This is a genomic window from Desulfocastanea catecholica, assembly GCF_054657295.1.
Genome location: NZ_BAAHYZ010000004.1, coordinates 111,943 through 125,097, shown reverse-complemented (window position 1 = coordinate 125,097; position 13,155 = coordinate 111,943). Strand labels below are relative to the sequence as shown.

The window sequence follows — 13,155 nt, the reverse complement described above, 5'->3', positions numbered from 1 at the left end:
TGATGACTGTTCATGGTTGATATTACCGCGTCCGCGGAGAAAAAGTATGGATTGCCGGTGCTGTCAGTTATTTCAGCACCTGAGGAGCATGTTCATCCTGCAATGATCGTGAAAATAACCGCTTTGCTGATGAATGTCAAAATCTATGCGGAGATATTTTTATGGCTCGTTTGACTAATTTGGTCTATAGTATCCAGCTTGTTACGATTCGGAAGGCAACTTTGCCGCCCCAGGCTGTAAACGATGTGAAATCGGGGCCGCCTCCGTTAAACTGCATAGTCAAACACGGTTTTTCCCGATAACGTAGTACTAAATGTAAAGTTTAAAAGGAGACTAACACTATGGGCAAGAACATTCTGGTTTTCGGACCGAACGGCAGTGGTAAAGGTACACAAGGTGCTATCGTACAGAAAAAATTCAATATCCCGCATATCGAGTCCGGGGCCATTTTCAGAGAGCATATCGTCGGCGGTACCGAGCTTGGCAAAAAGGCCAAAGAGTATATTGACAGAGGAGACCTGGTGCCCGATGATATCACCATCCCGATGATGGTGGCCAGGCTGCAGAAAGAAGACTGCAAGGACGGTTGGATTCTCGACGGTTTTCCGCGTTCCAAAGACCAGGCCATTACCCTTGCCGAGACCTTGAAAAAAGAAGGGATGGCTCTTGATTACGTTATCGAGATCAAGCTTGATCGTCAGATCGCCAAAGAGCGTATCATGGGCCGTCGTCTCTGTGTCAATGACAATAATCATCCTAATCATATCGCCTTTGAGGCAATCAAGCCGGTGGAAAAAGACGGCAAACTGGTGTGCCGTGTCTGCGGCGGCGATTTGAAAACCCGTGCCGATGACCAGGACGAAGAGGCGATCAGCAAGCGTCATGGCATCTACTATGATGAAAACACCGGGACCATGGCCGCGGTGAATTATTTTAAAAATATCGATGGTCCGAAAGTTATCTCCGTTGACGGTTCCCAGTCCATCGGAGAAGTTACCGAAGCCATTATGCGTGAGCTGTAGTCCTTGTCATGATGTCACAACGTAACTGATTTTCTCATATTTTTTGCGTCAAAGGGCCTTCCCGAGTTGCGGGAAAGCCCTTTTTGTCTTTCAGATAAAAACTGTGCCGGCAGTCTCTTCTCGCTCTTTGAATCTGTTGCCCAGGGACCCCGCACCTCTTTCGTCTGTTTTTACAGGAAGGGTGGCGTGCGGATATCTGTTCGTTTTAATTATGGATAAAAAATCAAAATGAAAAAACCCGGAAAGGTGTATCTGGTTGGTGCCGGTCCCGGAGACCCCGGTCTCATTACCGTGCGTGGAAAGAGTCTGCTCGGGCGGGCCGAGGTTGTGGTCTATGACTACCTTGCCGGCCACAAGCTTCTCAAGCATGCACCGGCCAATGCCGAACTGATCTATGTCGGTAAAAAAGGCGGGGTGAAGCATACCTTCAGCCAGGAAGAAATCAACCAGATGCTCGTCGATCACGCCCTGGCCGGGAAGATGGTTGTCCGCCTGAAGGGAGGCGATCCGTTTATTTTCGGGCGGGGCGGCGAAGAGCTGGAGAAACTGCATGCCGCCGGAGTTCCGTTTGAGGTGGTGCCCGGGGTGACTTCCGCGACAGCCGCCGCCACCTATGCGGGCATTCCCATTACCCATAGGGATTATACCGCCTCCGTGGCCTTTTTGACCGGTCATGAGGATCCGACCAAGGAAAGTTCGAATATCGACTGGTCCAAATTGTCGACCGGTGCCGGAACTCTGGTCATCTATATGGGCATTAAGAACCTTCCGACAATTGTCGCCAACCTCATAAAATACGGTCGTGATCCGCAGACCCCGGTCGCTGTCGTGCGCTGGGCCTCGACCCCGCAACAGCGCTCGGTGGTCGGCACCCTGGAGACGATTACCCAGGTGGTGACCGATGCGGCGATCAAACCGCCGGCCCTGATAATTGTCGGCGAGGTGGTCAAGCTGCGCGATACCATCGACTGGTATGAAAAGCGGCCGCTCTTCGGCAAAAAAATTATCGTCACCCGGACCCGCGAGCAGGCTAGTGAGCTTGTTGCCGGCCTGGAAGATTTTGGTGCCAACTGCCTGGAATATTCGACGATCCACATCAAACCGGTTGATTGCTATGACATCCTCGATAGTGAACTGGAGCGGCTGGATGAATACCATTGGATCCTCTTTACCTCGCTCAATGGCGTGAAGTATTTTTTTGAACACCTCTATGCCAGGGGGATGGACGCAAGGGATCTGAAGGGGATTGATCTCGCCGTCGTCGGCAAGAGTACCGCCGATTTTCTCCTGAATTATGGTCTCAATGCAGATTTAATCCCCAGTACCTTTACCGGGGAAGGGCTGGCGGAAAGTCTTCTCGATCAGGGAGTTGAAGGGCGTAATATTCTTATCCCGCGCGCTCTGCAGGCCAGAGAGATATTGCCTGAGACCCTGCGCGGGGCCGGCGCCCAGGTAACGGTTGCCCCGGTCTATGAAAATTGCCCGGCTGCTGGCGATAAGGAGAGCCTGAGGGAAGAGTTGAAGAACGGTGGGGTGGAGATGATCACCTTTACAAGTTCCTCCACCGTGCGTAATTTTCTGGCCATGATTGATGCGGCGGACCAGGACGAACTGCAGCAGATTCTGTCAGGGATCAAGATAGCCGCAATCGGCCCGATCACCGCCAAAACGGTCACCGATAACGGCCTGCAGGTCGACATTCAGCCGAAAGAATATACCATCTCGGGATTGATTGAGGCCATTGTTGATTACTACCGGGGAGATGCAGCCTAACATTACAACCAGCTATTGCTTTCGGACCGATGGCCGGCAGGGCAGTCCTGTGCCCGGTCTGCCGGTGGAAAAGGATGAGGAACAGGAAGGGATCGATCCTGCGCAGGCCATCTTTTGCCGGGCATGCGGCAAAGCGGTAACGAGCAGGGACCGGAAGATCGCTGTACGGGGTTCCCATGCGCATACCTTTTTTAACCCTGCCGGAATAGTTTTTGAGCTGGGCTGCTTCAGCACTGCCCCCGGCTGTTACCAGGCCGGAGCCGCCTCGCTGGAGTTCACCTGGTTTGCCGGGCATGTCTGGCGTTATGCCTTGTGCCGGGGATGCAATAGCCACCTTGGCTGGGCTTTTGCAAGCGGGGATCATGCATTTTGGGGCCTCATTCTGGCCAATCTTACAGAGTAAATGTCTCCTGCTCGCCCACCTGTAGTTCCTTCCACACCGCGACACTCAGTTGCTGAAGTGTATACGGCTTTCTGATGCAGCTCCCGGCGCCGAGAGCATAGGTTTTCTGCACCCGGTCGGTCTCCGAAAAACCACTGGCGATGATGGCTTTTTGTCCAGGGTGCAGCTCGAGGATCTGCCGGTATGTCTCGAATCCGTCCATTGCCCCGGTCAGGATCATATCCAGCACGACGAGGTCGACTTTTTTATTTCTCACAAAAGCCACCGCATCCTCCCCGCCGGCGACGGCATATACCTGATACTGCAATCGTTTCAGGATGGCGCAGGCGATATCTCGCTGCTGGTCTTCGTCGTCGACGACGAGAATTGTTTGATGCTTGCCAAACAGTTCGGCCGGCGGTTCTTTCTCCGGCGGAGAGATTTTTTCAGTGCTGACCGGCAAATAGATGTCGATGGTTGTCCCGGCTCCGGGACTGCTGCAGATATCTATACCGCCACTGTGGTCTTCTATGGTCCCCCAGACGACGGTCAGCCCCAGCCCGGTGCCGCTTCTTCCCATCACCTTTCTGGTATAAAAAGGCTCGAAGATTCTCTGCAGATCCGTCGGACTGATGCCTTCTCCCTCATCTTTAATCCGGAAAAGGATATAGTTCCCAACCGCAATCGGTTGCAGGCCCTGCAGCGGTTTGTCCAGATGAATATTTTTTGAGACAATAAAAAGGCGGCCGCCTTCCGGTTGTGCCTCCGCTCCATTGGAAACCAGGTTCATTATCACTTTCTTCATAGCGGTCGGTGATCCCAGTATTGGAGCAAGAGGTTCCTCCAGATCATAGCTCACCTCGATATTGGGGTAATAGTCCAACAGCTTGTGGTACTCCGGGGAGCCGCCGTATTGTCGGATCAGTTCGTTCAGATCGAGCAGCTGTTTGTGCACCACGCCTCGCCGGGCCAGGGTAAGGAGATCCTGGATGATATCGGCGGCCCGCAGCCCTGAGTTGCGGATTGTTTCGATGCTTTTTCGCTGGGGGCTGTCTTCGGGCATATCGAGAAGGAGGAGGTCCGGATAGGTGACGATTCCGGAGAGGACATTATTTAAATCATGGGCGACCCCCCCGGCCAGCAAGCCGAGGGATTCCATCTTTCTCGCTCGTTCAAGCTGTTGCTGGATTTTCTCCCGATCCTTTTCTATCAGCAGACGTTCGCGGCATTCCTGCTGCAGGATTTTGTTCGCTTCGGCGAGTTCGTTGGTTCTTTCCACCACCCGTTGTTCGAGCAGCTGCTTTTCCCTGAGGATTCGGCTGGAGAGAGTAATACTGACGAACACCAGAAACAAAAAAAGCAAGACATTGGTCTGGATCTGGAGGGTCTGTGGTATCCAGATGGCCTCTATCCAGCCGATGATATTTGTTTTTGATCTCACCGGAGTAACCAGAACAACCCGGGGGATGAGATGGATACCGATGAGGAACTCTTCCAGTGTATTCGGCAAATGTATCGTAACAGACTGAAACAGCTCCCCATTGTGGTTGACCACCTCAAGTCTTTCATAATGGTCGGCTTCCGCAGCGAGTTTCAGGTACTCGACAACTCCTTCCGTATTGAAATTCCACAGATCGTCGGCAATAATCAGCGCATGTTTGTCAAGGCGGTCCTGGGCGCGCTCGGCGGCGTATTTTTCGTAGCCGAGAGTAAAAGTACAGAAGATCACCGTGAGGATGACCAGGGCGTACATGGGGATCCGACTGAGGCCTTTTTGCCGAGTCATTCGGTGTTGTCCTCCAGGTGGACGACGTAGCGCAATGCATCGTTGAGCCGTTGCATGGTTTTCTGGTCAACCTTTTTCGAACAGATGAGATAGCGTTTATTGCCTCGGGGCATGTCGGAAAAATGGACCAGTTTGAAATCCGAGTTTTTCAGACCGGAAAAGAGCAGCTGGTCCTGCGCCTCCTCTTCGGTCATGAAACAATAGTCAGCCCGGTAGGTCTGGATCATTCGCATCAGGTTCTGGTTATCGGCGGTGGTGGTGACCTGTCGGGGAGCAAGTCGGCGCAGATGGTCGTCAATATAGGGGCCATAGGAATAGCCGTCTTTGACCAGGACCTGGAGCCTTCTTTCTTGGAAAACCCGTTCCAGGGTTTCCACGTCACCAAGAAGCGTGTTGTCGGCCCGGGTAATTGCTACAAAAGCTTTGTCCTGGTAAATGGGCAGACTGAATTGACCGAATGTCTCTCGTTCCGCTGTCTTGAACCATCCGGCAGCGCAGCTTTTATCCGCGTTGTTCTTGATAATCTCCAGTTGACGTGATGCCGGTGTCTCCTGCCAGGAAAAAGGGATGTCGGCGTAGGCGAAGGCCTGGCCGATGGGATTGGCGACAAGGCCGCGAGCCTCGTTTTTGTAGGCTATATAAAGAGGTCGGCGTTCATGGAAATGGACGGTAATTCCCCTAGGAGCCGGTTGTGTCGCCGCCGGGAGTAGAGAGGCCCGATACCACGACGGGTTGGTGATTGGGTGGAGAGAGGATTTGAACCACAGCGTGAACAGAATACAGCCTGCACAACAGAAGATGATAATTGTTTGTGGAGAGAATTTCGGCATGCGGTCATTGGTCCTTGATCAGCTCAAGGAGGTCTTCCGAGGTCATTTTCGCACTGATATCGCTGCCTTCGAGAAGGCTTCCGGCGAGATCTCGCTTTTCTTGATGCAGTTTGACTATTTTTTCCTCAATGGTGTTTTTACAGACCAGCCGGTAGATGGTCACCGGTCGAGTCTGACCGATTCTATGCGCCCGGTCCGAGGCCTGATCTTCAATGGCCGGGTTCCACCACGGGTCCATATGAATGACGTAATCCGCAGCGGTGAGATTCAGGCCAAGCCCACCGGCTTTCAGGCTGATGAGGAACAGATCGCCCTGTCCGGCCTGGAAGGCATCAACGCGTAACTTTCGCTGTTTTGAACTGGTACTGCCGTCCAGATACTGATAGCTGACGTCCTGTTTGTCGAGATATTCGCGGATGATGCTGAGATGTCCGATGAACTGACTGAAGATCAATGCCTTATGATTGCTGGACAGCAGTTCTTCGATCACCGAGGCGAACACTCTGAGCTTGGAACTTTCCACCGTGCTGTTCGCATCGAGCAGCCGGGGGTTACAGCAGGCCTGGCGCAGCTTCATGATTTCGGTCAGGATCTGCAGGTGTCGGCCTTTCTTTTCTCTTGAGCTCTCGAGCATATCAATGGCATTCTGCCGCAGAGCCTCGTAAAAATGGGCTTCTTCCGAGCTCAGTTCAACCTCGAGAGTGACTTCGGTGCGTGACGGCAGTTCCTCCAGCACCTGTGATTTAATTCTGCGCAGGATGAAAGGTCGGATGAGCTTTCTCAGTTTGAGTTTGGCCTCTCTGTCCTGGTAGCGTTCAATGGGTACGGCAAAGCGTTCGTTAAAACTATTGAGACTGCCGAGAAGGCCTGGATTGATGAAATGAAAAAGGTTCCAGAGTTCTCCCAGATGGTTCTCGATGGGGGTGCCGGTGGTGATCAGTTTAAACTCGGCCTGCAGGGACATTGCCGCCCGAGAACGTTTGGTGGCGGAATTTTTAATGGCCTGGGCCTCATCGAGGATGATTACCTGCCATTTCACCGTAGAGAGCAGCTCGCTTTCCTGCTGCAGCAGGGTGTAGGTGGTGATCAGCAGGTCGAATTTTCCCAGTTCTTCAACGCTCTTTTCTCGATCTTTGGTCGAAAGAAATTTGATGTTGATGGTCGGGGTAAACCGTTTCACCTCGGATTGCCAGTTAGTCGAAACCGAGGTCGGGGCGACCACCAGCGATGGTCCATTGGCGGCAAGTTTGAGGATAATCGCCAGGGATTGTATGGTCTTACCCAGCCCCATGTCGTCGGCGAGGCAGCCGCCGACACCCCAGTGGGCCAGTCTGGCCAGCCACTCGAATCCTTCGCGCTGGTAGACCCGGAGCTCGGCCTGCAGGGTTGAGGGAAGTTCCGGTTTGAAATCCTGGGCGGCACGGATTTTTTGAATCTGATGCCGCCACCCTTCATCCGCCGTGGTTTTGGCCAGGTTCGTCAGTTTTTCCAGCTGCAGGGCGGCCAGTGGGTGCACGAGAATTTCGTCAGTGGTATTGTCGGCCAGACCTTCGGCAAAAAGATTTATATCGCCGAGACGTTTTTTGAACTCCTGGGTCAGGGCGATGAATTGGCCGTCGCCGATTTCGACAAAACGGCCTGACGACTTCTTTACTTTTGCCAGCAGCTCCTTGAGTTCGACAACCTGCCCCTGGTCAAGGGTGAGCTGGCCGCTCATGGCAAACCAGTTCTGGCGGTTGGTGCGAATCTTCAGGTTCAGGTTATCCAGGGAAACCTTGTGGGTTATCGACAGCTTTTCGCCTTCAGGCCACTCAATCACCACTTTATCACGAATAGCCTGCAGTTCCATCAGGGCCTGCAGACAGTCGTCGGGATCATAGAGATGCCATTCCCGGTCGTTTTCCTGCTCCATGTCGATGGCCAGATCGAGGATCGGGCAGAGTTCCTCGATGTCTCTGGCCTTTTCTTCCTCCAGGGCGAGGTTACGCCTGGTCTGCAGTCGTTTGCCGTTGACCTCGGCCATGATATTTTCCACGCCCTGGCCGGGTTTGAGGTAATGGCCGCCTTCCTGAAAAGGCTTGACAAACATTTCCAGCCGAAAGCCGGTTCCATAGGGGATGAGATGCATGTAAATGGTGGAATCGGCCTCAACAAAGGTGATATTGCCGGTTTTTCTGCCGGTACTGTCGACGGCAATGGCCGAGTGCACGGTCATAAAGGAGGAAATATTGCCGATGGCCGTCAGCACCTGTTCACTTGCCGACATCGGCACGGTGATGCCGTCTTTTCCGGTAATCTGGGCGATGCGCCGATGGTTGTCGTTAATGGTGATAACTTTAACCCGGGTGGGTGTCTCACTGTAATAATTAATGTTGTCGGAGGTGATGGGGTGAGCGAAACAGATATGCAGGTTGTCGCCCCGCTCTTCGACAAACAGCTCAGGCTCGCCGGCGACAAACTCTACCGGGGTAAGCGGCGATTCCGCCAGGTAGATGTTGGGGTGCCCGATCATCGCCACCAGCGCTTTATCCATATCAAAGAAGAAGGTTACTGCGTGGGTTTCCGGATTACTGGCCTTTTTTATAGCGGCACAGATGCGGCGATCCTGTGAGGTCAGATAGTTCAACCTGTTCGTCTTGTACAGCCGCGATAAAGAGATTGGCCTGCCCTTGCTCCACTCTCCATCCGGATTCAGTTTCTGTTCTTTCGGCGAGATGGTTATTACTTTGCCGGTAAAGGCCACCATCCAGATCATCCGGGTGGTCTGCTGCGGCATCTCCGCGTCCTGACTGGTGGCGTAAATGAGGGCCTGTAGACTGCGTTTCCATGGTTCTTCCGGTTCGAGGATGGGCAGCAGTGGGACGATGGACGTCTCTTCACGTAACTTTTCGGTCACGGCAAGGTAGTCGCTGTTATCGTGATGAATGGTCGCGAGAATCTCACCGAGCACAAGGGTGAATAAGGAATATCCCTGGTCGCGGGATCGATGGTAAAAAGACAGAATTGCAGCCTTTACATCCGCTTCAACGGTGGAGTTGAGCCAGTACTGGCAGATGCCGGCAATGGCCACGGTCAAAACGTTTTGTGTTGTCCCCTCGGGAAGGTGAATCTCTTCCCCCTGCAGTCCTTTGTTGATATGCGAATTGATGACCGTGGCCAGGTAATTGTACGCCACGTTTTCTCTGGCTCCCTGAAACAGGGAAAGAGCCACGCCGATGCTGTCGGCAATTTTGTAATAGTCTTTTTTCCTGGTTCTTTGCAACTGGGTCAGGATATAAAAAATTCCCGCCGGTCCAAAAAAAGCGACCTTCTCATCGTTACTGAATTTCTGAAGAAAGAGCAGGTCTTCTGCAAAGGCGGTCAATGCTTTTTCGCTGTGCCCGGAAAGAAACAAAAGGGTGCCGCGCGCTCCGGTGCCGTAAAAAGAATCCCGGTGCTCGTCTATCAGCTCCTCTGCCTCCACCAATCGGCCCCTAAACAGCAGTTCGTTGAAAAGGAGCCGCTTAAAGGGCAATTGTTCGTCCATCGACAGGTGGGCAAACTCAACTTTACTGTTCAGAAAATCGATTAAATCCGGAAAATTGGAAAGGGTTGCCTGGCCATATTGCAGGACATTGTTGAGCAGATAAAACTGAAAAGATGTAGGCAGCGTTCTAAACCATGCAGCGTCAAACGGCCGGGTCATGATCCGCACAGTCGGTGGTGGATCGGTGAGGAGCTCAGTGCATTGGTTTTCAATAAAATCGGAGGCGTCATCGATAAGATCAAACTGCTGCGTGTAGACGCCGATCCGCATCTCACGCATGCCGCGCCAGCACCTGATTGTCCATTTGCCGTAATAGTAGGAGACCGGCGCCTCGTCCTGGATGGTTTTGGCAAAAATATTGAAAGTCTGTTCTTTTACTGCTATTTTGCTGAGAACTTCAACTATTTCGTCAACACATTGACGATCCTTGGTCAGAAAACCCAGTTGTTCGAATTTGCTGAAATAGTGACTGAGATTGGCTGCTGTCGGTTTGTTTCCCCGCGGATTTTTCAGATCCAGCTTGCGCAGGCAGTTGACGACGAGCGTTGAATGAGCCGGTTCATAGACAATTGACAGTAATTGCAGCAGGGCCTGTTCAAAGGGCGAGAGTTTCTGGTACTGTTCGAGGAGGGTGACATGAGTTTGCATAGACGCCTGGGTAGTCTTGGCGGAAAAATTTTCCCGTAAATATCGTCGGTATTTTTCGCGCGGAGCGAAAAGAGAACCAGTTACTATATCACTGTCTGTATCCAATGAGAACCAAAAACTGTACCTTTTTTCCCGGACAGGTAGCGGCAACTCTACGGAAAACCCCGTTATAGCCTATATATCGCCCCCTGCGCAGAAAGTGATAGCGACGCAGGCAACCTGCTTACGGCTTTTCGCCTGGTAACCATGACAAAGTGTGAGATAGGACAATGACTGTATTTGGCTATATATTTCTCGCCCTGGAAAACGACCATCTGGTGGCGGAAGCAGAGCAGAAAAGTGCTTTGCATGAGTATGCACGGACCATCGGTCTGGCAATAGATGAGATGCGGGTCGAAGAGGGGGCCGGATTGAAACGACCTTTTAGGGAGAGGCCCGAAGGCCGCAGACTGGTTGAGGAATGTTGCGCCCGGGATGCGCTTGTCATCCTGAAAGCGGAGTGGATGCTCAGTTCAGCAGTAGAGGGCGCTGCTCTGCTCAGGACGTTACGAAACAATGACATTGCCGTGTACTGCATGGATCTCGGTGGGAACATCACCGTCGATGAGAAGAGAAAGCTGGTTGTCTCGGAAGGGAGTGCCGGGATCGTCGGGAAACTGTTATCCGCCCTGGCTGTATGTGAAAACTGCGGCCATGGCGAAGCAATTCGCGCGACCAAGAGAAATCTCAAAAAACAGGGCAGGTATATCGGCGGACCTGTACCCTTTGGCTGGCAGGTAAATGATGACAAAAAGCTGGTCGAAAATGCTGCCCAGCAGCAAGTCATCCAGGCGATAAGCGCTATGCGTGAGGATCGCTGGTCCTATCGCGATATTTCCAGAAAACTGAAGAACGACTACGATATTCAACTCTCCCATGCGGGGGTCCGGAGAGTCCTGGAGAGTAATATCAAGAAGAAGGCAGCCCTGCTGGCTGCGAGGAATGCAGAGTAAGGCGGGAACGTTCCACGCCTCACTCCGTCGCATCGGCTCTCTGCCCTGGCATCAACCGTTTTTACAGGCTTGGATGTCTGGTTATTTTCGCATTCATTTCCTGGTGACGCAGCCAGGCGGAAAGGAGCTGTTGCTGCTTGGCCCTTAGCAGATTTTGCCGATATTGTTCGATTTCTTCACTGTCGTCGGGCAAATCAGGGACCTGTCTGTCGGCAAAGGTGTAGACAAAAAAATCGTTGCCGACTTTACCGGGTTTTTCAGGTAAGGGGGAAGATGCAGAGAGCAGAAAGGCATCGCCCAGCAGGGCAGAGGGGAATGTCGTCTGGTCGTTTTGTCCACTTTGCTTGATGAAACCGGACGCCAAAACGGGGAGGTCCATCTCCTTGGCCAGAGCCTCCAGGGTTTTTCCTTCGCGGAGGTTCTTGAGCAGTTTGTTGGCAGACGTTTCCGCTAATTTCATGGATTCCGCTTCTTGGTAATCCTTTACCAGGGTGTCCTTTATGCTCTCAAAGGCAGGGATTTCGGGTTCCTTGACATCTTCAGCAAAGAGAATTGCATAGCCGGTCTGCCCTTTGATCAGGGAACTCAGTTCCCCTTTATTCAACTCAAAGGCCTTGTCTAAAAACTGCGTGTCGGTTTTCAAAGCAGCCGGAGCATTGCTTTTTGGGAAAAAGTCGGTCTGTACAATGGCTGTATCCGGGTGCATCTCGGCATATTTTGTCAGACTCCCTGCGCTGATTATTCCCTCATAGGCATCGTTGGCTACCTGGAAGGCCAGGTTTTCCGCCTCTTTTCTTTGCAGTATGGTTTTTATTTCGTCAGCGACCTCAGGAAGAGGGCTGGTTTTTGCCGCTTGAATTTCTTCAAGCTTAATGATGTGGTAGCCAAACTGTGTTTTCACTACCTCACTGATTTCGCCAGGCTGCATGGCAAAAACAGCTTGATCGAAAGTCGGTACCATCTGTCCTGCGGAAAAAAATCCGAGATCACCACCCGAATCTTTCGAAGGCTCCTCTGAATATTCTTTGGCCACTTCGCTGAAATCCTTGCCTGTCAGGGCAATTTTGCGGACTTCTTCTGCTTTTTCGGCCTGCTCCTGATGCCGTTTGGCAGAGTCTTCTTCAGTTGCTGACAGAAGAATATGGCGAGCGTGTCTTCGCTCGGGAACTTGAAAGTCTGTTACGTTATTGCGGTAATATTCCTCAATTTTGCTCGTGTCGATTGCTACTTTGCGCCCGACCGCGTCATAGGTAAATGCCAGATATTTCAGCTTGATCTGTGGCTCGGATTTGTAGTTGTCCTTGACGGTTTCAAACCAGGCCTTCAATTTTGTGTCATCTATCGTCACCTGGTCGACATACTGCTCGGGACTCATCTGCACATAGTTGACGGCGATCTTTTCATTCTGCCGGCGATAGACCTCTTCGATTTCAAAATCCGTTACTGCGCCGGCAAAGTTGCTGATTTCCAGGGCGGCCACCTCAGACAGGCGATCAAACCGCATCGAGTCTTCAAATTTTGTCGGCGCCATTCTGTTTGCCGCCAGCACGGCTTTATATCGATCAATATTGAACACGCCGTTTTCTTGAAACTGCACCATCTGTTCAATAATCTTTCGGATTTCCTGCGCACTGACCTGCAGGCCCATCTCTTCCGCACCCTGCCGCAAAAGTGTTGTCTGCACCAGCTGCATTATGACCTGTTGCTTGATCCCGAAGGTTTCAGCGAGTCCCTTTGGCACAGTGCCGCCCAACTGGTCACTGAGCCGTTGATATGCCCTGTCGTAGGCCTGCTGGAATTCCTGAAAGGTAATTGTTTCACCGTTGACAACCAATGCCGACTGGCGGTCTCCACTGAGATTGGCACCGACACCCCAGAATATGAAAACCAGGGCAATAATGACCACGATGATTTGAATAAAAGTCGATTGGGCTTTTTTGCGGAGTATCTGCAGCATGAAAGTAGATTAAGAGCTTGTGGTTAAGTTTATGGTGGCTTGTGAGCTGATTTTATCACGAGCGAAAAAACTCAGCGGCAATAGGTTGGCATGACAAACCAAGGATATAACAGTCTGTTCGATTTACTCTTTCTTGTTCCCCTGTGCAAGTAAAAATCGATTTCCCGCTCCCGTCATACCAAGTGGATTGACGGGTGGCGGGCGAAGCGATCTCCGCAGAAATACATACGGAATGAAAA

Annotated in this window: 9 protein-coding genes; 5 read left to right on the top strand and 4 right to left on the bottom strand. The window is 52.0% G+C overall.

Features of this window, described 5'->3' with window-relative positions; genetic code table 11:
- The first annotated feature begins 12 nt into the window (after window positions 1-12).
- From ACYQ8U_RS05240 to ACYQ8U_RS05225, 4 genes are all read left to right on the top strand, one after another.
- The gene (locus ACYQ8U_RS05240) at window positions 13-174 is read left to right on the top strand and encodes a hypothetical protein (protein ID WP_459944465.1); all 162 of its coding nucleotides are present in this window, start codon (window positions 13-15) and stop codon (window positions 172-174) included.
- Between the two features lie 167 nt (window positions 175-341).
- Window positions 342-1,022, top strand: a complete 681-nt coding sequence (locus ACYQ8U_RS05235) for an adenylate kinase (RefSeq protein ID WP_459944464.1) — start codon at window positions 342-344, stop codon at window positions 1,020-1,022.
- A 228-nt stretch (window positions 1,023-1,250) separates the two neighbouring features.
- Window positions 1,251-2,795: a uroporphyrinogen-III C-methyltransferase gene (gene cobA, locus ACYQ8U_RS05230; RefSeq protein ID WP_459944463.1), complete on the top strand. Its 1,545-nt coding sequence runs from the start codon at window positions 1,251-1,253 to the stop codon at window positions 2,793-2,795.
- On the top strand, window positions 2,785-3,198 hold the full coding sequence (locus ACYQ8U_RS05225) for a cereblon family protein (RefSeq protein ID WP_459944462.1): 414 nt from the start codon (window positions 2,785-2,787) through the stop codon (window positions 3,196-3,198). The genes cobA and ACYQ8U_RS05225 overlap by 11 nt, the downstream gene beginning before the upstream one ends.
- On the opposite strand, the gene ACYQ8U_RS05220 is transcribed toward ACYQ8U_RS05225, so the two are convergent.
- Genes ACYQ8U_RS05220 through ACYQ8U_RS05210 form a run of 3 tightly spaced genes read right to left on the bottom strand, consistent with a single transcriptional unit; the run spans window position 3,188 to window position 9,967 of the window.
- Window positions 3,188-4,963 carry a hybrid sensor histidine kinase/response regulator gene (locus ACYQ8U_RS05220; RefSeq protein WP_459944461.1) on the bottom strand — a complete coding sequence of 592 codons (1,776 nt, stop codon included), beginning with the start codon at window positions 4,961-4,963 and terminating at the stop codon, window positions 3,188-3,190. The two genes, ACYQ8U_RS05225 and ACYQ8U_RS05220, sit on opposite strands and share 11 nt — an antisense overlap.
- On the bottom strand, window positions 4,960-5,793 hold the full coding sequence (locus ACYQ8U_RS05215; RefSeq protein ID WP_459944460.1) for a substrate-binding periplasmic protein: 834 nt from the start codon (window positions 5,791-5,793) through the stop codon (window positions 4,960-4,962). Before ACYQ8U_RS05215 ends, ACYQ8U_RS05220 begins: the two co-directional genes overlap by 4 nt.
- A 4-nt stretch (window positions 5,794-5,797) precedes the next feature.
- On the bottom strand, window positions 5,798-9,967 hold the full coding sequence (locus ACYQ8U_RS05210; RefSeq protein ID WP_459944459.1) for a DEAD/DEAH box helicase: 4,170 nt from the start codon (window positions 9,965-9,967) through the stop codon (window positions 5,798-5,800).
- 269 nt (window positions 9,968-10,236) lie between these two features.
- On the opposite strand from ACYQ8U_RS05210, the gene ACYQ8U_RS05205 reads away from it, so the two are divergent.
- A complete protein-coding gene (locus tag ACYQ8U_RS05205; RefSeq protein ID WP_459944458.1) occupies window positions 10,237-10,959 on the top strand; it encodes a recombinase family protein in 723 nt (240 codons plus the stop codon).
- A 61-nt stretch (window positions 10,960-11,020) separates the two neighbouring features.
- Here ACYQ8U_RS05205 and ACYQ8U_RS05200 read toward each other — a convergent pair whose 3' ends face one another.
- Entirely contained in the window at window positions 11,021-12,916 is a 1,896-nt protein-coding gene (locus ACYQ8U_RS05200; protein ID WP_459944457.1) for a peptidylprolyl isomerase, read from the bottom strand.
- Window positions 12,917-13,155: the final 239 nt, after the last annotated feature.